This is a genomic window from Sinorhizobium sp. 22678 (assembly GCF_052044265.1).
In the GTDB taxonomy this organism is placed as follows: domain Bacteria; phylum Pseudomonadota; class Alphaproteobacteria; order Rhizobiales; family Rhizobiaceae; genus Sinorhizobium; species Sinorhizobium meliloti_A.
The window spans coordinates 1-19,811 of sequence record NZ_JBQEMS010000039.1 but is presented as its reverse complement, the minus strand read 5'-3'; the positions used below and the strand labels follow the sequence as shown (position 1 = coordinate 19,811).

The following is a 19,811-nucleotide window of genomic DNA, read 5'->3' as shown; positions in this document are numbered from 1 at the left end:
GTTCCGGTCGTAGGTTTGGCAAGCGAAGCAATTGCCTCTCCTCAGCGAGCTGACGAACTAGAGCACGGCGATGGGTCGATGGATGATTTTGACATCACTTGCTTCAGACGTTCTGGACAGCGTCCGCTTTGACGGTGGTGATGATGGCCAGAGCGCTGGGCGAAGATTCGCGGCTACGTGTTTTTAAAGCTGAAGATGACGGGGCATCGGCCCGTCAGGCGGCGGCCTGGCGGCGGCCCGGTTCGGAGTCGCACTTTCGAGCGGATCCTCTGGATGCTCGAGCGAAGATCGGAGAACGGACGGCGCGGCTCAAAGCCGTCGTCGCGGGTCCAGCCTCGACGTATATGTGCAGCTTCATGATCGGGAAGGTGGAGGAGTTGCCGATGTGGTGACCGCGGGCAAATTTGTGGCGCCGGAGGCTGCGATTATGTAGCCGGTGCCGCGCCGCTTGGGCATCAATTTATAATATAATTCCAAGCTACCATCGGCTTCGGGTGTGGTTTGCGTGGCGAGAGCGCCTGGCCGCCGGTAATCGCATGAGGCTTCACTCCGGTGACACGGTCAGCCGTCCGCTTCCCTAAGCAAAACCCGTTGCGTTTGCCTACGATGGCCAGGAGATCAGGACCTTCTCGGTGCCTTTATCGCTGCAGCGAGCCCTTTGGGAGCTTTCACCGGCCGCCAGGAATCCAACGCCCGCTGCAGGCAGCTGCGCATATAGTCGTTGATGGGTGCGGACCGCCGCTTAACAGTGTCCACATGAACCATCATGTGCTCACCCGTAGCAAGCACAATGTCTCGGGCGGCATCTACGACGTACTGGTAGATATGGAGCCTCGTTTCGTCGTAACCGATCGTCTCGGTGAACACGCGTAACGGCGTGCCTAGCCGGCACTCTCGGAGATTTCGCTGATGCCCTTCTACTGAAAAAAAACTGAACCCCTGGAGGCGATACTCTTCCGTGAAGCCAATCGCCCGCAGATAGTTTTCACCTGCATCAGCTAACAACTTATAATATTGCCACTCCGTCATGTGGCCGTTGTAATCAATCCATTGATCATCCACCGTTGCCTCAAGTGTCAAGAGTGCATTCTCTTGAGGGCGATCATCTACAGCCTCGAATTCAAACATTGCTGCCGGCATCTCAGTCGAGCCCCATTAGGTCGTCGCCCGTTTCAATAAAGGCGCCAATCTCAACATTGATCTTGGCCACCACACCTTCGTTTTCGGCGAGGATCGACTGTTCCATTTTCATGGATTCCATGATCGCAACTACATCGCCCCGGGAGATTCTGTCCCCCGTCTTCACGCAAAGCTCCATTACCATCCCCGAGAGCGGAGCCTTTACGCCGATGCGGTAGATGGGAGCCTCATCAACATGTTGCGGCTGCTCGAGCATCGACATTTCTGTGGTCTCTTCTTGCGGTGCAACGGCTTTGTGTAACGCCAGTGCCTCTTGGGCAAGCTGGGGCATCTCGACGTCGATCCACCGTGTGTAGATGGCAAATTCCTGACGATACTCAGCGACAAACTCGCCGCGCTTTACGATAGCGCGATGGAGCGGTGTCACTGTGCTCACGCCTTCGATCACCAATTCGTCAAGCGCGCGTGCCGCGCGTTCGATTGCCTGTTCCCGATCGCGGCCGGTTACGATCAGTTTTCCGACAAGAGAGTCATAGTATGGAGGAATGGTGTCACCCTCGGCATAACCGAAATCCACTCTCACGCCCGGTCCGCCAGGAAGCCGCATTCGCTTGATCTTGCCGGGCACGGGTCGGAAATCGGCCCATGGGTCCTCAGCGTTGATCCGGAACTCAATCGAATGTCCCCGAACCGGCGCGTCGGTGAATGGCAATGGGCTGCCCTCGGCGATGCTGAACATCTCCCGTATGATATCAATGCCTGTCACCTCTTCAGTCACAGGATGCTCGACCTGAATACGGGTATTCACCTCGAGAAAATAGATGTTCCCCGCATTCGTTACCAGGAACTCGCAGGTCGCAGCCCCGCAGTAGCCAACCTCCTTAAGGATGCCGATCGACACTTTCCTTAAAACGTCAATCTGGTCGTTGCTCAAGAATGGTGCCGGTGCCTCTTCCACGAGCTTCTGCTGTCGGCGCTGCAGAGTGCAATCACGTGTCGAAATGACCGCAACGATACCGTGCTGATCGGCGAGGCACTGGGTTTCGACATGACGTGCATGCTCGGCATACACCTCGACGAAGCACTCCGGCCTTCCGAACGCGAGGCCTGCTTCGCGCTCCGCAGCCGCCATGAGCGGTACGATTTCTTCCATTGTCCGGACGATCCGCATGCCGCGTCCGCCACCACCATTCTGTGCTTTTATGATAACCGGCAGGCCATGAGTTTCGGCAAATGCCCGAACCTGTTCCTGGGTAACTGCTCCCTCGTCCAGAGATGGAAGAAGCGGCGCTCCGACCTTCCGCGCGATGGCACGAGCCTTCACCTTGTCGCCAAGCTGGGCGATAGCCTCTGGCGGAGGACCGATCCACACGAGCCCGGCCGCCTGTACGGCCGCGGCGAAGGTCTCGTTCTCGGACAACAAGCCATATCCAGGATGGACCGCGTCGGCGCCGCTACGTTTGGCAATGTCGAGGATGGCCGATTGATTGAGATACGTCTCCAGGGGCGAGTGGCCTTTGAGCGTGAATGCTTCATCCGCTGCTCGAACATGCAGGGCGTCCCGGTCCGCCTCGGAGGCGATGGCCACTGACACGTAGCCTGCATCGCGGCATGCCCTGACGATACGCAAGGCAATCTCGCCACGGTTCGCAATAAGGATCTTCTTCATTTTCATTCCTCAAGCTCTTAGTGATCGACAAGAACCATCGACGCGGGATTCCAAGTCAGCCACACCTCCGCGCCGGAGGCAGGAATTTGCGACTTTGAGCATTCCACCAAATACGTTGCACCGGAGTTGTCAGAAACGGTAACGATGCAGCGGCTTCCAAGAAAGAGTTCTTTCTCGATACGAACGGGGATAGCAGGGGCTTGCATCTCATCGACTGTGTCTGAGCCGAGCAGGATCAGATCTTCAGGGCGCAGAACGATCGACAGCGACGAGTGCTGTTTGAGGATCGCGCGCGGAAGAGGCAATGAGAAGGTAGCGCGGCCTGTCCGTATAAGGGTCCGTCCATCGCCACCCTGTTCCAAGCTCGACACGTCAATCAGGTTCGCCTCCCCCAAAAAGCGGGCAACGAAACGAGACTTCGGTCGGAAATAGAGTTCGGATGGGGTGTCGTATTGCAGGATTTCCCCACCATCCATGATCGCGACCTTGTCCGATAGGATGAACGCCTCTTCCTGATCGTGCGTTACATAGACCGCGGTAATGCCGGTGCGCTGTTGGATTTCCCGCAGATCGGCGCCCAGTTGCTGCCGGAGCCTACGGTCGAGCGCACCCATGGGCTCATCGAGCAGGAGCAGCGCGGGGCGATAGACCAGCGCGCGTCCGATCGCGACACGCTGTTGTTGACCACCGCTGAGTTCGCCCACCGCCCGATCGCCCGCATTGGGGAGCTCGATAAGCTCAAGAATTTCGTGTACACGACGCCGCCGATCGGTTTGCGGCCATTTGTGCAGCTTCAAGGGATATTCGATGTTCTGCGCGACGGTCATATGCGGAAATAGCGCGTAGTTTTGGAAGACGAACCCGATGTTACGCGCCTGAACCGGAAGACGGGTGACATCTTTCGCGCCGATCATGATTACGCCTGAGCTCGGGGTGAGAAGTCCGGCGATCGTTCGTAGAAGTGTCGTCTTTCCAGAGCCCGAAGGACCGAGCAAGGTGCAGAACGAGCCAGGCTCGATACTAAGAGCTGTTTTTTTTAGCCCGAAGTAGCCGTTGGCGAACCGAATTTCGACGTCTCTCACCTCGATACCGTTCGCCCGCTCCGCTTCGTTTTTTTCCGAGCGGGATTTCGTCGTGGTGGCGTCTTGGCTGATCATATTGCTACCCTCCTCCGCTAGCCCGGGACGGCGACCGACATCGCTCATCGGACTGCTATTTGCCCATCATAGCGGGCTACCTCATTTTTTATCAAGACGCTTGTGATAAAAAAAGCCTGCTGCGGCTTGCGCGACGGATTCTTTTTGTTACAATTGTCTTAGCAAAGGCAAACCAGAGGAAGGGGAATGCAAATGAGGAAATTGACCAGCAAGGCCACGTTTATCGTCGCAGGCGCAGCGCTCACGCTGTCGTCGGTGGCTTCGTACGCCGCCGACATTCTGCCGGCCGACGTGAAAGCAAAAATATCGGGAGAGCTCGTCTGGCACGATGGCTCCGGTGGTGCCACGACGCGGGCCCGTGAGGAAACGGTAATCAAGGACTTCGCGGCCGAGACCGGGGTCGAAGTCAAAGGCGACTTCAACTCCGACATGACTAAGTACTTCGCGGCGATGGACAGCGGCGCCTCGATTCCTTGGAGCATGATCGAGTTCCCGACAAAGGGCGACTTTATCAAGGCCCGTGACGCCGGCTACGTTCAGAAGCTCGATCCCAGCATCGTCGATCTGAGCAAACTCGGCCCTACGGCGCACGACGAATATGGCGTGGATGTTTTGCGCTATGGCATCGTCTTCACGTATAACACCAGCAAATTCGCGACCGATAACGCGCCGGCCAGCGTCGTCGATCTTTTTGACGTAAAACGTTTCCCCGGCAAGCGCTGCCTGTTTAAGTATCCCCAGTTCGGCGGCGTGCTGGAGGCCGCGCTTCTTGCCGACGGCGCGACGCGCGACAATCTCTACCCCCTGGACTTAGACAAGGCCTTCGCGAAGCTTGACACCATCAAGTCTGACATCCTCTGGTGGTCCAACGGCGATGACGCGATCCGCCTTCTTTCAAGCGGCGAGTGCTCAATGGGCATCGCCTGGAGCGGCCGCGTCTACAGCGCAGTGAAGAACGACAACGCGCCGCTCGCCGCGAAATGGGAGAATTCGCTCTACTCCCAGGCCGTATATGCCATTCCTAAAGGCGCACCGAATGCCGACGCCGGCCAAGCGATGATTGCCCATTTCATCGCCGACCAGGAAGGGCAGAAGGCGCTTGTCAAGCAGATCACTTATGCAACGGATATTGTCGGCCTCGACAGCACTGCGTACGGTGACGATCTTGGACCGTGGATCGTAGCAGGCGATAATGCTAAGAAAGCGATCGAGGAAAACGCCGACTACTACGCGAAAAATATCACGGAAGTAGTCGATCGTTTCAATCGTTGGGTCGCCCTCAACTAAAGAAAGAATGACATGCCTCGCCTGGTGGATCACAACGAACGACGAAAGCAGATTTGCGACGTTCTATTGGATGTCGTCTCGGAGGCCGGCATAGCGGCGGCCACCATCCGGGAGGTTGCGGATCGTTCGGGATGGTCCACCGGCGTCATCGGCCACTACTTCAAAAATCGTCAGGATCTTCTCCTTGGCGGATTGCGCCGAGCCGCCGAAATCCTTGGCGAACATAATACGCGCGTTATAAATACGCTGGAGGGCATCGCTGCCCTCGAGCAAATCCTCGAAGGCAGCATTCCCCTGGACAAGCGTCGGCTTGCGCTGTGCCGAATCTTCTTCTTTTTCTATGCCGAAGGCATGACTGAAGCTGATTTGAGGCAGGAGCTTGAGAGCTATCTCGTGGGATGGAGAAAGTCCGCGACACGGGCCATTCGTCAGGCGCAAGCGCACGGTGATCTGCCCCCGGACCTGGAGCCGAAAAGAGTGGCGGCCGACCTTGTCGGTCTCGCGGACGGGTTGAGCATTCACTCGCTTCTTGATCCGCGGGTGATGAGTCAACTTCGGGAACAGTCGCCTATCAGATACTGGATACGTCGACTGGGAACCGAAGTGTCGTCGAGCGACAAAGGCGAGCCAGCGCCGCCTACCCGGTATGCCTCCGCATAGCGGGCAACAGTACACATAAACGGGAACGCACATGTCGAATGTTATTTCCTCTACCCTCGGGTGGACAGTATCTTCTATTCTCGGCGATACGGGTCCTCAGGTATTGCACCAGCCGGAAAAGCTCGCTCTCGTCTGGGAGCACGGTGCGCTTACCTACGGGCAATTACGGTCCAGAGCGCTGAAGCTGGCCGGCGCGTTTCGAGCGGCTGGGCTTCAGACTGGCGACCGCGTTGCCTCGATGCTCTATAACCGGGGCGAAATCTTCGAGCTCTATTTCGCCTGCGCTTTCGCCGGTCTTGTGTTCGTACCCGTGAGTTTCCGGCTAACCGCCAGCGAAGTGGCCTCAATTCTCGATGACAGCGGCGCTAAGCTCTTCTTCGTGGAAACAGAGACCTCGCCCGTAGCCGAGGACGCGTCGAGGGCTATAGCAAACGGCCCAAAACTAGTCGTGCTTGAGGCCAATGCAGGCGGATCTGCGTATGAGGCCTTCGCCGATGCTTGTCCGTCCCTGGCCTCTGCGATCCCACATGACGTACAAATGATCTTGTACACCTCTGGGACGACGGGAAAGCCGAAGGGCGTCGTGATGCGTTCGCTCGCAGTCATATGGTGTGCCATGCAGCAGGCCAGCATCTTCAAGCAGATGAACCAAGAGACGGTCATGCTTCTCAATGCGCCGATGTACAACACGGCTGCGTTGAATGAGAGCTCCATCCCGACGTTCCTCGTCGGCGGAACCGTCGCCATAATGCCGAGCCGCGGATGGAGCGCGGAGCGACTAGGCGAGTTTATCCAGAAGTGGAACGTGTCGCACGCCCTTATCTTCCCGTCCATGTTCCGCAATATGATCGAAGCAGACGATCGCGAGCCCTTGCCCCTCCAGTCCATGAAATGGTGGTACACGGGTGGTGAAAATTGCCCCCCCGCGCTCATCGCTGAAGCGCGTCGACGCTGGCCCCACATCCATCTGGCGATCGCCTACGGCTCCACGGAATGCGGTCTCCCAACGCTAATTGATGGCGACGATATCGATCTTCACCCTGGATCGGTCGGTCGGTGCGTTCCCGGCCAGTCAATCCGGCTCCTCGACGCCGACGGAAACTTGGTTCCTCCCGGAGGCGTAGGGGACGTGTGGACAGCTGGACCGGCGGTCATGAACAACTATTGGAACGCTCCCCAGCTCGATACGGAAACGGTGCGTGACGGCTGGCTCAGGATCGGCGACCTCGCGACCATCGACGACGAGGGCTGGATCCGCATCGTCGGACGTAGCAAGGACCTCATTATTTCGAAGGGACAGAACATCTACCCTGCGGAGATCGAGAACGTCATACGCCAGCATCCCGCGGTCATCGACGTCGCTGTGGTCGGCCTTCCCGACGAGGAGTTCACAGAGGTGGTTTGCGCCGCGATCGTGCCACGGAAGGAAGGGACCATCTCCAAGGAAGAGATCATGGCGTTTCTTCTTACGAAGCTCGCATCCTACAAGAAGCCGCGACACATCGTCTTCGTCGACAGCTTCCCTATCCGAAATGCAACAAAGGTCGACAAGAAGGAACTGGCGAGCATCTGCGCCAAGATCCTAGCAATCTGAGGAGGAATGGGATGACCCAGAACATTAGTCCTGAATGGCAGGCTTTGCTGGAAGAACTGGATCGTCGTCGCGAAATCGCGCTCGCATCGAGCGGACCAGACCGGATTGCACGCGAGCATCGCTACGGTCGCTCCACGGCACGCGAACGGATTGCCAAAATCGCGGATCCCGACAGCTTTCTCGAGATCGGGACTTTCGTGACCACACCTACCGAGGATGGCTCTCTCCTCGCACCTACGTTCGTTTGCGGCCTCTGCGAAATCGACGGTCGCCCGGTGGCAATCGGCGCGGAAGATTTCAGTGTTGAAGGCGGCGGCGCGGGCGTGCACCTTGTGCGCTACAAGGGCGGTTGGGGCGGGTTCATCGAAGAATTTGCGATCGGTTACAAAATCCCGTTCGTCATGCTGATCAACGGGGTCGGTGGCTCCATCCTTCTGCAGGATCAGATCGGCTATCCGGAACTGCAGTCCGCCAACCCCACCTATCCTATGTTCGAGTTGCTGCAACAAGTCCCCGTTCTGGCTGCCGTGCTAGGCCCTACCGCCGGCAGCTCTGCGGCCCGAGCGCACATATCGCACTTCTCCGTCATGACCTCGGACAACGGGTGTCTATTCGCCGGAGGCCCTCCCGTGGTTAAGCAGGCCCTTGGTTTGGAGATCGACAAGTTCGCCCTTGGTGGCGTCGCGATCCATACCCGTTCATCTGGTCTGATTGACAACGCTGCCGAAAACGAGGATGTGGCGCTTGCTCAAGTCCGTCAGGTCCTCTCATACCTGCCAGACAATGTCAGCCGCCGGCCGGCAGTCATTGAGACTTGGGCCGAAAATGATCAGAACGAGCTCTTTTCGATCGTGTCTCCGAGTTTGAGACGCGCCTACGACGTTCACAAGCTGATACGGTGCATCGCAGACCAGGACACGTTCTTCGAAATCGCGCCGGACTACGGTCGTTCGCTTCGCACTGGCCTGGCCCGGATCGAAGGTCACACGATTGGGATCCTGGCTTCGGACGCGCGGTTCGTCGCCGGATCTCTGGATGTGCAGTCTTCTCTGAAGCAGGCCAAGTTCGTCGAGCTCTGTGACCGATTTCATATTCCGATCGCATATCTCGTCGATGTTCCGGGCTTCCTCGTAGGGCCGAAGGCGGAGGAAGCAGGTGTCCTGACGTTTGGCGCAATGGCGCTTCGGGCAATCCAGCAAGCGAAGGTGCCCGTGATAACGGTACAGGTCCGTCGGTCCTTTGGCCTCGGCGGCGTGGCGACAGGAAGCCGCAATCCTTTGAGCTTGCGGCTCGTGTGGCCAAGCGCGGCTTGGGGCGACATGCCGATAGAAGGCGGCGTCGAAGCGGCGTTCCGAGCAGAACTGGAAGCTGCACCGCCTGAGGAACGAGCGGCTTTAAAGGCGCAGCTGACGAAACGGTTCGAAGAACAGACATCGATCTGGAAGGCTGTCGAAAACTTCGGCGCGGAAGAAATGATCGATCCCCGAGACACGCGCAAATATCTCGCGCGACTCCTCAGGCTCGCATATCGCATGCCGCAGGAAGGTCGAAGTGGATGAGGTACGTTTCAGTTACCTCCCTTGCCGGGCAAAGACGTCATGTCGGCGTCGCCGCAACGAAGTTCGCCTTGCTACTGCCAGCAATCTTCGTCCTCTCCTTATCGTTGGGCTGGCCGCTCTTGACGATCATCATGCGCAGCCTGAACGAAAAGGGCCGATCGAGCTTTTCGGAGCCGCTTTACTTTGGCCACTACGCAGCGATCGTCCAGGACGATTTGTTGCGTCAGGTAGCGCTGCACAGCGTGATGCTCGCATTCGTGTCGATGATCGCAACGGTGCTTTTGGCATTTCCGGCCGCATACGTGATTTCGCGCCTCTCCCGGCGTTTGTCATCGCTGATGATGGTCCTCGTGCTTATGCCGTTCTGGGTATCGATCATCGTGAGATTATTTGCCTTCACCACCATCCTCGGTACGCAAGGCATCATCAATTCCGCTGCTGGAGCGCTCGGGCTTGGCCCGTTTCCCCTGCTGTACAACACGTTCGCGACGATCGTCGGCATGGTCGCCTACCTGCTGCCATATCTAATTCTCATCCTCGTTTCGGCGATGATGTCGATCGATACCTCGCTTCTCACCGCCGCTCGAACAATGGGCGCATCTGAAAGTCGTGTCTTCCTCGACATCTATTTCCCGCAGGTCCGCCCGGCGCTGCTGGGTGGAAGCGTGCTGGTCTTCGTCCTGGGGCTTGGCTTCTTCCTGACACCGGCAATCCTCGGCGGTCCGCACAATCTGACCATCCCGATCTTCATCCAGCAGCAGGTCCAGAACTACCAGTGGGGCAAGGCAGCGGCGATGGGCATCGTCCTGCTGGCGGTCTCGATCGTTGGATATGCCGTGGCACTTAAGGTAGGGGGTAAGGGAATGCTTTCGCCGGTCCAGCAAGGCTCGCGCGGCGCTTCAGCCCGCGCCCCCCTTCGACCAACTCCGGTGACCAGTATTTGCGTCGTGGTGCTCGTCTTCGATCTCATTCTGCTGATCCTACCGCTCCTTGTCGTCATCCCGACGTCGGTCACTCCGACCACGCAGATTCAATTCCCACCGGTTGGCTTCAGTACCAAGTGGTTCATCGAGGCTCTGACGTCATCGATCTGGATCGATGCGTTCCTCAAGAGCATCAGGGTTGGCGTCATGACGGCAGTTTTCGCTTCCCTCTGCGGCCTCGCGCTCGCCAGGGTCGGGACGCGTTCAAAGTCTGCGGCGCTCAAGTCAGCCATTCAGATGGCCGCCATTATGCCTCTGATCGTTCCGGTCATTTTACTCGGTATCGGAATCTATGACGTCCAAGGTCGGCTGGGCATGCTGGGCAGCGACTTCGGACTAGTCGTCGCTCATGCCGTACTTTGCTTGCCACTTGTGTTCCTCGTGCTGGCCAATGCACTTGCTGCCGTCGATATCTCGATCGAGCAAGCGGCCTGGTCGATGGGTGCGAGCAGTACCAGGGCCTTCTGGGATATGGTCGTGCCGCTCGCCATGCCGGCGCTCGTTGGCGCGTTCCTCATCTCCTTCGTGACGTCTTGGGACGAGGCTGTGCTGGCGATGTTCCAGACGGAACTCGATAAAACACTGCCAGTCACGATCTATTCCTTCCTTCGAAGCGGCATCACTCCGGCGGTCTCAGCTGTCGCGACAATCATCATCGCACCGGTCTTGATCGGCACAATCATCGTCGCCGCAAAATCTTTCACTACAAGTCGAAGTGCTACAAAAGTGAGATCCTAGCTCATGGCAACCGAACGTTTTCCAAGCGGCTCCGCGTCAATCGTGGGAGCCTTTGAGTCCCCGCGTCGAAAGGCGCCTGGCGTCCATCCCTACCAAATCCACTCTGAGGTGATCGCCGGGGCGCTTGCCGATGCCGGTCTGACGATTGCTGACGTCGACGGTTTCGCTACGGCAGCCTCGTTTCCCTCCGAAGCGGGCTGGCAGCTGAATGCCGTCGAGATCGCCGAATACGTGGGTATCAACCCCTCTTGGGTGTGCAGCACCGATATCGGAGGAGCCGCAGCTCTGAGCCATGTCGGCAACGCCGTCGCGGCGATCAAGGCCGGTCTCTGCAACACAGTCGTCGTTTCATACGCCTCATCCGGCCGCTCATGGCCTCTGAGCGCAAGCGACTTCAATACCGGGCAGACCGGACCGGGCGAGTTCGAGGTACCGTACGGAGTTTCGACAATTTCCGCTTATGCGTTGGCCGCGACGCGATACATGCACCAGTACGGACTCAAGTCGGAACACCTCGCCGAAATCGCCGTTCAAGCGCGCCGGTACGCACATTTGAATCCGGAGGCGATGTACCGCGATCTTATCACGATCGATGACGTCCTCTCCTCTCCGATGATCTCGTCGCCGCTTCACAAACTCGATTGTTGCGTCGTCAGCGACTCGGGCGGTGCAATCGTCGTCACGTCTAAGGACCGTGCACGCGACACGCGCCGAGGCGGGCCTTCTGTGTTGGGCTTCGGAGAAGCGATCAGCCACGGCCAGATGAACCAGATGTGCGACATGACCACCACTGTCGCTGAACATTCGGGCCGGCGGGCGTTCCAGACCGCTGGATTAACACCCGAAGAAATCCATGTTGCGCAGATCTACGATTCTTTCACGATCACGGTCGCTCTCACGCTCGAGGCCCTCGGCTTTGTTCCCAAGGGTGAAGTGGGCAACTTTATCTCCGAAGGTGGGATCGCGCCTGGCGGACGGCTCCCAATCAATACGGATGGTGGGGGCCTTTCATCGAACCACGCGGGAAGACGCGGCATGTTTGCGACAATCGAGGCAGTACGCCAGCTCCGAGGCGAAAGCCCCGGCCTTCAACTTGCTTCCCCAGATCTGTGCCTCATCAACGGTACCGGCGGCTGGCTTTCAGCCACGGCCACTCTCATTCTTGGAGGCAAACAATGATTGAAATGACCTCTGTCCATCCTGTCCACAATGCTCTCTCAAAGCATTGGTTCGAGGCGGCTAGCAGGGATGTCCTGCTCATTCAAAGGGATCCGCTTACCGGCGCGGCACAGATGTACCCTCGCGCCCGCGTGGCGGGCTTTCCAGAGCGAGAGCCGGAGTGGGCCGAAGCCACGGGCCGCGGCACTCTCTATTCCTTCACCGTCGTCGAGCGATCAATCCACAAGGAATTTGCGGCGATAACGCCGTTCGTTATCGCGATTGTCGATCTGGAAGAGGGTGCCCGTATCACAAGCTGGGTCGTCGATACACCGATCGAAAGAATCCAGTGCGATATGGCCCTCAAGGTCGTGTTCCGTGAAATTCATCCCGGCGTAAAAATGCCCTGCTTCGTGGAGGGCTGACGAATGGAAACCGTGTTCAACGACATCCAAGAAGGCGCGGAATACGAGTCCGCCGGCCGGACCATAACGGAAGCTGACATCGTGAATTTCGCCGGCTTGAGCGGGGACTTCAACCCGCTCCACATGGATGAAGAATGGGTTCGCGAAAATACCAAATACCCTTCCCGCATCGCGCACGGACTACTCGTTCATTCGATCGGCGAGGGCCTGAACTGCACAGAGCTTTCGGCGTGGAAAATTCTCGGCTTCCTGGAAACACAACGGCGGATGCTTCTTCCGGTGCTACCGGGCGACCGGATTTGCCAGCGTTACGTCGTGAAATCGAAACGCCCAAGCTCGAAGGACCCGTCGCGCGGTGTGGTCGAAGTGGAGGTCGCGATCCGCAACCAACGGGGCGAGATCGTGCAGGACGGATACAACAGATATCTTATCGGAGGTGGAGGCTGATGCGTGGCTTAAAGGACAAAGTCGTGGTCGTAACGGGCGGCGCGCAAGGGATCGGTAAAGCGACCGCTATCCGCCTGGCCGAGGAAGGTGCGATCTTGGTGATTGCGGACCGTAACCTTGATGGCGCAGCAGCGACGACCAGGGAAATCGACGCATCCGGCGCCCGTGCGTTGGCCGTCTCGCTCGATGTTTCGGATCGCGAAAGCTGGGCCCAAGCCGCGATCAAGATCAAGGAAACCTTTGACGGAGCAGACGGCCTTGTGAACAACGCCGGCCTGACACGTGACAAGTCCTTGCTAAAGATGGGCGAGGACGATTGGGATGTGGTCCTGAACGTCAACCTGAAAGGGGCGTGGCTCGGGTGCCAGGCCATCGTGCCCTTGATGGTTGGTCGCGGTGGCTCGATTGTAAACCTGTCGTCCGAAGCTCGGTGGGGCGCGTTTGGCCAGTCGAACTATTCGTCGGCGAAGTCGGGTCTGGTCGGCCTGACGCGGACCGTTGCAATCGAGCAAGCACGTAACGGTATTCGGGTAAATGCTGTCGCTCCGGGAACAACTACAACCCCGATGGTTGAAGCTGTTCCGGAGCAAATCCGCCAAGGATGGCTTGAGAGCATCCCCCTGCGGCGCGAGGCCAGTCCGGCGGAAATCGCCTCGGCGATTGTTTTCCTTCTCTCCGACGACGCTAGCTACGTGACAGGCCAGGTACTGGGCGTGAACGGCGGCTCTGCTCTTTGAATTGAAATGCATCCCAATGCGACCATCAACCTCAACGGTCTGATGGTCGCATTGGGAATTTGGATCGGGTTGTTTCACGTCGCCGCAGATGGACGCTTTCGCGGTTATATTGGTGTAGCGCACGAGAGGGCGGGCTTAGAATAGTTTCAATCGCACCAGATATATCCGAGGAATTCTTGCTGCACATGAACTCATGCACAGCACGGTGATGCTCCATGGCCTGGTTCGGCAAACCTGAATAGGCGGGGCCGGACAGATGCTCCTCGATATCGACGTCAACGTACCACATTTCATGACCCGCCGCCTTCACGATCGCTTGTATCGCCTCGTGCCATGTGTGGGCGATTGGACCGGTAGAGTGTAGGATCTGCCGGTATGCCCTGCCTCTAGGGACCGTCGCCGCCGTGTCTGCTATGTCGCGGGTATCGACAAACGCAGTTGGCCAACCCTTAGTAGGCACCCCAACCTCGCCCTCGTCGCGTAACTTCGGAAGGAAGTACTCGGGGGCGGAGAAGTTCTGTATAAACCAATGGGGCGCAAAATCGTCCACTCGAATCTCGAGGTTTCGATCAGCCGCTCGACGCGCCGTTCGTCGAGATTTTCATTCCGAGTTTCAGCCGCGATGCCTGACAAAAGCACGATGCGCCGGACCGATTTTGCGTCGTCCAGAAAGCTTGCCACCGTGGCTTCAACGTCCACAGCACCATAGGCGTTCGGTTTGACAAGGTAGACGCAGACAACGTTCGCAAGAACTGCTTTCCAGGTTTCAGGAACATTCCAATCGAACGCCCGTCCGCCGGAACCATGGGGTCGCCTAGACGCGCCGATTACGTCTACTGCCGACCTTGCTTGGAGACATTCCGTAACTTTACGACCGGTTTGACCGGTGGCTCCCAGAACTAAAACCTTCGTCATCGAGGTGTCCGTTCAGGTCGTGGTCAATAGGTGTGGCTGGAACATGTAAGTTCCAGCCACAACCGTCTACTAGCTTTTCACCTTCTCGCTGCGTGAATCGTACCAAGCGCCGAGTTGGACCTCGATTGGGTAGCGTTTCATCGCGACCTCCACCTCCCATTTGCCACTTGCCAGCCATTCCTTGGTCACGCCCTCGTTAGACGAGACATATCCAAGACCAAGCGAAGCCTTGACGCGGTGTCCGTACGCTCCCGACATAATCGACCCTACAATGATGCCGTCACGAATAAGCGGCTCGTAGTGAAACAACATCGGGTGTGTGCCCCCGGTCTCATTAGAGACTTTCACCTGCACAAGCCGCCTTTTCAAAGTGCCCTCGGCCTTCTGGCGTACCAAAACGTCTCGGCCGATAAACCCGCCTGGCTTATCCAGCGCAACGGTGAAAGCAACGCCCCCCTGGAACGGCGTATCCTCCTCACCGATATCGTGGCCCCAATGGCGATACCCTTTCTCCATTCGCATCGAATTGAGTGCGAAGAACCCAGCGTTCTTAAGCCCAAAATCTTGTCCGGCTTCCATCAGAACATCATAGACATGTGCCGCCATTTCGCTCGGGATGTAGAGTTCGAAGCCCAATTCGCCGACGAACGTCAACCGGCTGGCACGGACGCGCGCGTAGCCAAGATCGACCTCGCGGCTCGTGCCAAACGGGAAGAACTCGTTCGAGAAATCATCGGAGGAGACACTCGCGAGCAGGTCGCGGGACTTCGGTCCCCACAGCGCGAGCATCGCAAGCCCCGAGGTAACGTCTGTAATGTATACTTGGGCGCCTACAGGCACGCGTCGCTTGAACCAAGCAATATCGCGTCGCTGAGAAACAGCCACCGTGACGACCAGATAGGACTGTTCCGCCAGTCGGGTGATCGTTACGTCGGCCTCGATACCGCCGTTCTCATTCAGCCACTGAGTGTAAACAACCTTCCCAATCGGCACATCACATTCAGCCGCGCTGATCCAGTTCAGGGACTTTAAAGCGTCAGGGCCTTCGACTATATATTTGACAAAGCAGCTATGGTCGAAGAGTGAGACATTCTCGGCTGTGTTGGCGCACTCAGCCGCGACATTGTCGAACCAGCTCGGCTTTGAATACGAATATTCGATGTTGGCAAGCTCGTCCTCTGTGCCATAGAAGCCAGGGCGCTCCCATCCTGCGAGTTCGGTCATGAACGCACCTGATGCCAACAGGCGGTCGTGGAACGGCGAGCGGCGAACGCCTCGCGCGGTTTCGAATTGCTTCCCCGGCCAATGCATGTCGAACAGCGTGCCGATGGTCTCGACGGAGCGGTCGGCAAGATACTTCTTGTTTCGCTGAAACGATTGCGTTCGGCGAACGTCGACATCCAGCAGTTCGACCGGCGGACGACCTTCAGCGATCCATGATGCCATTGCCTTCCCGACACCACCTGATGAAAGGATCCCGATGGAATTGAAGCCGGTCGCGGCGAAAAGGCCGTCGATTTCCGATGTCTCACCAAGATGGTAGCGATTGTCCGGAGTGAAACTTTCGGGACCGTTGAAGAAGAGCTGGATGCCAGTCTCCTGCAGGACAGGAACGCGCTCCATGGCCATCTCAAGGTATGGACTGATGTGCTCCAAGTCCTCGGGGATCGTATCGAAGCAAAAGCTCTCGGATATGCCGTTCTGACCCCACGGTTTCGCTCCGGGTTCAAAGAAGCCAATTAGCAGCTTGCCGGCATCTTCCTTGTAATAAGCCCACTCATCGGCTGTGAACATAACCGGAAGATTGCGCGGCAGCTCTGGGATAGCCTCGGTCACCACATAGAAGTGTTCTGCGGCATGCAAGGGAATGGTCACGCCGATTTGAGCTGCGAGGTCACGGGACCACATCCCACCTGCGATGACCACTTTCTTGGCAGAAATCCGCCCCTGCTCGGTCATTGCGCCGACAGCCTTGCCGCTCTCGGTGAGGATTTGTGTAACCTTAATATTCTCGAGGATCTTGGCGCCGCCCTGGCGAGCTCCCTTTACGTAGGCCATCGTCACGTCGGCAGGATTAACCTGGCCGTCATTGGGGAACCAGAAACCACCCACGAGCCCTTCAGTGCTGATCGGAGACCAACGCTCCTTGATCTGATCAACGGTCATGGCCTCGACGGGCAGGCCGAAATTTCTCCCCATAGACGCACCACGTGCCAATTCCTCATAGCGAGCCTGCGTCTTCGCAAGGCGCAAAGAACCGTTCTGCTTGAAACCGGTCGCCTGCCCAGTCTCTTCCTCGAGCCGCCCAAAGAGCTCTCCGGTATATTGCGCAAGTTCCGTCATACGCTGCGTTGCACGGAGCTGCGTCACAAGACCGGCGGCGTGCCAAGTCGTTCCACTCGTGAGCTGTCGACGCTCACAAAGAACAACGTCCTTGATGCCGAGCTTCGTCAGATGATAGGCAATCGAGCAGCCCGCGATACCGCCGCCGATGATGACGACATCGGCCTGTGATGGAATATCCATTCCTGTGTCCTTTAGATTTGGAGCCTGCCCTGCCCTCGTAGCTCCTGCTGGCGGACATGGTTCTATCCGGCGATCAGAGGCATTGATGGCAGATCTTAATCTCGCCGGCTCGCCCGCATTCGGGATCGGTCCGTCTGAAAAGGATTCATATCATATCAGGGCTGAAACTCTACAGAAATCATGCCGAGTTTATAAAAATCTCTCGGCCCACCTTCCGGCAAGGGACGAAGGTTCATCGCCGGCAATCGCTTTAGAAAGTCGGGGGGGTGTTCACCCAGATCAGTTTACAAGCCTTCGAGCCAACAGAGCGCCAGGAGTGCGCGCGGTGACTTTCGAAATACATGGCATCGCCTGGGTTCAAGGTAGCGAGACCTAGCCCATCCACTTCGATCTCAAAGCTACCCTCTAACACCCGGATGAACTCCTCGCCTTCATGCCGGTAGAAACCCTCACTTCCGGCACCCGGTTCAAGCGTCCACTCCTGACAGTCCATCATCCGCGGACCAGAAGCTAACTCTCTGATCTGAATGCCCTTGCCGAGTGAAGGAAGCTGTCGCCCCTCCCCGCTCCTTATGACGGCTTTCGGTGTTTCCTCTGGGCTGGCAGTGAGCTGCGTCACGGTAACGCCCAATGTTTCGGCTATAGCGCGCAACAGCGGGACACTGGCGCCTCGAGACGTGCGCTCAAGTGTGCTTATCACCGACGAGGACACGGCCAACACCTTCGCAAGCGCCGTTATCGTCAGACCCTTTTCGCGACGCAGCCGCCGGATCTCATACCCGAGCCTCGGAGGCGGAAGGTTTTCGCTTCCTGTTTCCTGGGAGACCAGATCCGTTCCGTCCAGTGAAGATTTGATCGCTGCAAGATTCAGGCCTTGGACGGATCTCAAGCGAACGATCTGATGTACGCGGGCGAAGTCATCCTCGGAGTACATCCGGTAGCCACTGGCCGTCCGTGTTGGAACGATGAGCCCATGTTGCTCCCAAAGCCGAAGCGTCGCCGGCGGCACACCGGTCGCAGCAGACAACTCTGAAACCTTATACTGTTTGCTCATGGCTTTCCTTGCTCGAAATCTCACAGTTGAGTGCTACGAGACTGCTCCGCAAACTGCAACCACGCGATTTGCCAAAGGCACACAGTCGGCGGCTCGATTGAAGGATTTCAGCACGGATTCACATGTTCGGATAGACCGGGCCTTCGCCGCCCTGCGGCGGCACCCAGTTGATGTTCTGGTTCGGGTCCTTGATGTCGCAGGTCTTGCAGTGCACGCAGTTCTGCGCGTTGATGACGACGACCGGCTTGCCGTTCTTCTCCACCCACTCGTAGACGCCAGCCGGACAGTAGCGCGTCGACGGGCCGGCATAGATGTCGTGCTCGGAGCGCTTCTGCAGGCTCATGTCCTTGACCTGCAGATGCACCGGCTGATCCTCCTCGTGGTTGGTGTTCGACAGGAACACCGAGGACAGACGATCGAAGGTCAACACGCCATCGGGTTTCGGGTAATCGATCTTCGTGTGCTTTGCTGCCGGCTCGAGGCTCTGCGCATCGCTCTTGCCGTGCTTCAGCGTGCCGAACAGCGACAGACCGAACAACTGGTTGGTCCACATGTCGAGACCGCCGAGTGCCACGCCGATCGCCGTGCCGAATTTCGACCACAGCGGCTTGACGTTCCTGACCCGCTTCAGGTCCTTGCCGATATCGGTCTGGCGCCATTCGTTCTCGATCTCGACCGGCTCGTCATTGGCCCTGCCCGACGCGATCGCTTCTGCCAGTTTGTCAGCCGCCAGCATGCCAGACAGCACCGCATTGTGGCTGCCCTTGATGCGCGGCACGTTGACGAGACCGGCCGAACAGCCGATCAGCGCACCGCCTGGGAACGACAGCTTCGGCACCGACTGGTAGCCACCCTCGGTGATGGCGCGAGCGCCATAGGACAGCCGCTTGCCGCCTTCAAAGGTGCCGCGGATGGCCGGATGGGTCTTGAACCGCTGGAACTCCTCGAACGGGAAGAGGTATGGGTTCTTATAGTTCAGGTGCACGACGAAGCCGACCGCGACGAGGTTGTCTTCCAGATGGTACAGGAACGAACCACCACCGGTCTTCATGCCGAGCGGCCAGCCGAACGAGTGCTGCACCAGGCCCGGACGGTGGTTCTCGGGCTTAACCTGCCAGAGCTCTTTCAGGCCGATGCCGAACTTCTGGACGTCGCGGTCTTTCGACAGATCGAACTTCGAAATCAGCTGCTTGGCGAGCGAGCCGCGCACGCCCTCGCCGATCAGCGTGTATTTGCCGAGCAGCGCCATGCCGCGGGCGAAGTTCGGTCCCGGCTCGCCGTTCCTCTCGATACCCATGTCGCCGGTGGCAACGCCGATGACGGCACCCTCGTCGTTGTAGAGCACTTCGGTTGCGGCAAAGCCCGGATAGATTTCGACGCCGAGTTCTTCCGCCTTTGTCGCCAGCCAGCGACAGACGTTGCCGAGAGAGACGATGTAATTGCCGTGATTGTTCATCAGCGGCGGCATCAAAAAGTTCGGCAGGCGGATCGAGCCGGCCGGGCCCAAGAACAGGAAGTGGTCGTCCTTCACTTCGGTCTTGAACGGACGGTCGGCGTCCTTGCGCCAGTCCGGCAGCAGCCGGTCGATGCCGATGGGATCGACGACGGCGCCCGACAGGATATGCGCGCCGACTTCGGCGCCCTTTTCGAGCACGACGACCGAGAGCTCCGGATTGACCTGCTTCAGCCGGATCGCCGCCGAAAGCCCCGCAGGTCCCCCACCAACGATCACAACGTCGAATTCCATGCTTTCGCGTGCGGG

Annotated in this window: 17 protein-coding genes; 10 read left to right on the top strand and 7 right to left on the bottom strand. The window is 58.1% G+C overall.

Annotated elements, in window-relative coordinates; genetic code table 11:
* Positions 1-128: 128 nt before the first annotated feature.
* A complete protein-coding gene (locus ACTJKL_RS30655) occupies positions 129-392 on the top strand; it encodes a hypothetical protein (protein ID WP_440854657.1) in 264 nt (87 codons plus the stop codon).
* Positions 393-618: 226 nt separating this feature from the next.
* Here the strand turns inward: ACTJKL_RS30655 and ACTJKL_RS30650 are convergent, their stop codons facing one another.
* From ACTJKL_RS30650 to ACTJKL_RS30640, 3 genes are read right to left on the bottom strand one after another with little or no spacing between them, the layout of a single operon-like run.
* A complete protein-coding gene (locus ACTJKL_RS30650; protein ID WP_427143501.1) occupies positions 619-1,128 on the bottom strand; it encodes a thioesterase family protein in 510 nt (169 codons plus the stop codon).
* 13 nt (positions 1,129-1,141) lie between these two features.
* Positions 1,142-2,809, bottom strand: a complete 1,668-nt coding sequence (locus ACTJKL_RS30645; protein WP_440854656.1) for an acetyl/propionyl/methylcrotonyl-CoA carboxylase subunit alpha — start codon at positions 2,807-2,809, stop codon at positions 1,142-1,144.
* Positions 2,810-2,826: 17 nt separating this feature from the next.
* Positions 2,827-3,966, bottom strand: a complete 1,140-nt coding sequence (locus ACTJKL_RS30640; RefSeq protein ID WP_440854655.1) for an ABC transporter ATP-binding protein — start codon at positions 3,964-3,966, stop codon at positions 2,827-2,829.
* A 192-nt stretch (positions 3,967-4,158) separates the two neighbouring features.
* On the opposite strand from ACTJKL_RS30640, the gene ACTJKL_RS30635 reads away from it, so the two are divergent.
* The 9 genes from ACTJKL_RS30635 to ACTJKL_RS30595 all read left to right on the top strand — a co-directional run bounded on the left by ACTJKL_RS30635 (position 4,159) and on the right by ACTJKL_RS30595 (position 13,554).
* A complete protein-coding gene (locus ACTJKL_RS30635; RefSeq protein WP_427143504.1) occupies positions 4,159-5,253 on the top strand; it encodes an extracellular solute-binding protein in 1,095 nt (364 codons plus the stop codon).
* A gap of 12 nt (positions 5,254-5,265) precedes the next feature.
* Entirely contained in the window at positions 5,266-5,913 is a 648-nt protein-coding gene (locus ACTJKL_RS30630) for a TetR/AcrR family transcriptional regulator (protein ID WP_427143505.1), read from the top strand.
* A gap of 31 nt (positions 5,914-5,944) precedes the next feature.
* Positions 5,945-7,507 carry a class I adenylate-forming enzyme family protein gene (locus ACTJKL_RS30625; RefSeq protein ID WP_440854654.1) on the top strand — a complete coding sequence of 521 codons (1,563 nt, stop codon included), beginning with the start codon at positions 5,945-5,947 and terminating at the stop codon, positions 7,505-7,507.
* A gap of 11 nt (positions 7,508-7,518) precedes the next feature.
* On the top strand, positions 7,519-9,066 hold the full coding sequence (locus tag ACTJKL_RS30620; protein WP_427143507.1) for an acyl-CoA carboxylase subunit beta: 1,548 nt from the start codon (positions 7,519-7,521) through the stop codon (positions 9,064-9,066).
* A 119-nt stretch (positions 9,067-9,185) separates the two neighbouring features.
* Positions 9,186-10,787, top strand: coding sequence for an ABC transporter permease (locus tag ACTJKL_RS30615; RefSeq protein WP_440639654.1), 1,602 nt, complete (start codon positions 9,186-9,188; stop codon positions 10,785-10,787).
* A 3-nt stretch (positions 10,788-10,790) separates the two neighbouring features.
* Entirely contained in the window at positions 10,791-11,966 is a 1,176-nt protein-coding gene (locus tag ACTJKL_RS30610) for a thiolase C-terminal domain-containing protein (RefSeq protein ID WP_430764963.1), read from the top strand.
* Entirely contained in the window at positions 11,963-12,370 is a 408-nt protein-coding gene (locus tag ACTJKL_RS30605) for a Zn-ribbon domain-containing OB-fold protein (protein ID WP_427143510.1), read from the top strand. The genes ACTJKL_RS30610 and ACTJKL_RS30605 overlap by 4 nt, the downstream gene beginning before the upstream one ends.
* A 3-nt stretch (positions 12,371-12,373) precedes the next feature.
* Positions 12,374-12,817 (top strand): MaoC family dehydratase, encoded by a 444-nt coding sequence (locus ACTJKL_RS30600; protein ID WP_427143511.1) that lies wholly within the window; start codon positions 12,374-12,376, stop codon positions 12,815-12,817.
* Entirely contained in the window at positions 12,817-13,554 is a 738-nt protein-coding gene (locus ACTJKL_RS30595; RefSeq protein ID WP_427143512.1) for an SDR family oxidoreductase, read from the top strand. The genes ACTJKL_RS30600 and ACTJKL_RS30595 overlap by 1 nt, the downstream gene beginning before the upstream one ends.
* A 411-nt stretch (positions 13,555-13,965) precedes the next feature.
* Here the strand turns inward: ACTJKL_RS30595 and ACTJKL_RS30590 are convergent, their stop codons facing one another.
* From ACTJKL_RS30590 to ACTJKL_RS30575, 4 genes are all read right to left on the bottom strand, one after another.
* On the bottom strand, positions 13,966-14,469 hold the full coding sequence (locus ACTJKL_RS30590; RefSeq protein WP_427143513.1) for an SDR family oxidoreductase: 504 nt from the start codon (positions 14,467-14,469) through the stop codon (positions 13,966-13,968).
* A gap of 69 nt (positions 14,470-14,538) precedes the next feature.
* Positions 14,539-16,995: a GcvT family protein gene (locus ACTJKL_RS30585; RefSeq protein ID WP_427143514.1), complete on the bottom strand. Its 2,457-nt coding sequence runs from the start codon at positions 16,993-16,995 to the stop codon at positions 14,539-14,541.
* Between the two features lie 250 nt (positions 16,996-17,245).
* Positions 17,246-18,049: a MerR family transcriptional regulator gene (locus tag ACTJKL_RS30580; RefSeq protein ID WP_427143515.1), complete on the bottom strand. Its 804-nt coding sequence runs from the start codon at positions 18,047-18,049 to the stop codon at positions 17,246-17,248.
* 118 nt (positions 18,050-18,167) lie between these two features.
* A partial coding sequence (locus tag ACTJKL_RS30575) for an electron transfer flavoprotein-ubiquinone oxidoreductase (protein ID WP_440854653.1) occupies positions 18,168-19,811 on the bottom strand: 1,644 nt, incomplete at its 5' end.

Excerpts from the sequence above, each read along its gene's own strand:
- ACTJKL_RS30645 (WP_440854656.1), bottom strand. The coding sequence starts at position 2,809 with ATGAAGAAGATCCTTATTGCGAACCGTGGCGAGATTGCCTTGCGTATC.
- ACTJKL_RS30635 (WP_427143504.1), top strand. The coding sequence starts at position 4,159 with ATGAGGAAATTGACCAGCAAGGCCACGTTTATCGTCGCAGGCGCAGCG.
- ACTJKL_RS30630 (WP_427143505.1), top strand. The coding sequence starts at position 5,266 with ATGCCTCGCCTGGTGGATCACAACGAACGACGAAAGCAGATTTGCGAC.
- ACTJKL_RS30620 (WP_427143507.1), top strand. The coding sequence starts at position 7,519 with ATGACCCAGAACATTAGTCCTGAATGGCAGGCTTTGCTGGAAGAACTG.
- ACTJKL_RS30625 (WP_440854654.1), top strand. The coding sequence starts at position 5,945 with ATGTCGAATGTTATTTCCTCTACCCTCGGGTGGACAGTATCTTCTATT.
- ACTJKL_RS30600 (WP_427143511.1), top strand. The coding sequence starts at position 12,374 with ATGGAAACCGTGTTCAACGACATCCAAGAAGGCGCGGAATACGAGTCC.
- ACTJKL_RS30595 (WP_427143512.1), top strand. The coding sequence starts at position 12,817 with ATGCGTGGCTTAAAGGACAAAGTCGTGGTCGTAACGGGCGGCGCGCAA.
- ACTJKL_RS30585 (WP_427143514.1), bottom strand. The coding sequence starts at position 16,995 with ATGGATATTCCATCACAGGCCGATGTCGTCATCATCGGCGGCGGTATC.
- ACTJKL_RS30605 (WP_427143510.1), top strand. The coding sequence starts at position 11,963 with ATGATTGAAATGACCTCTGTCCATCCTGTCCACAATGCTCTCTCAAAG.
- ACTJKL_RS30650 (WP_427143501.1), bottom strand. The coding sequence starts at position 1,128 with ATGTTTGAATTCGAGGCTGTAGATGATCGCCCTCAAGAGAATGCACTC.
- ACTJKL_RS30590 (WP_427143513.1), bottom strand. The coding sequence starts at position 14,469 with ATGACGAAGGTTTTAGTTCTGGGAGCCACCGGTCAAACCGGTCGTAAA.
- ACTJKL_RS30610 (WP_430764963.1), top strand. The coding sequence starts at position 10,791 with ATGGCAACCGAACGTTTTCCAAGCGGCTCCGCGTCAATCGTGGGAGCC.
- ACTJKL_RS30580 (WP_427143515.1), bottom strand. The coding sequence starts at position 18,049 with ATGAGCAAACAGTATAAGGTTTCAGAGTTGTCTGCTGCGACCGGTGTG.
- ACTJKL_RS30640 (WP_440854655.1), bottom strand. The coding sequence starts at position 3,966 with ATGATCAGCCAAGACGCCACCACGACGAAATCCCGCTCGGAAAAAAAC.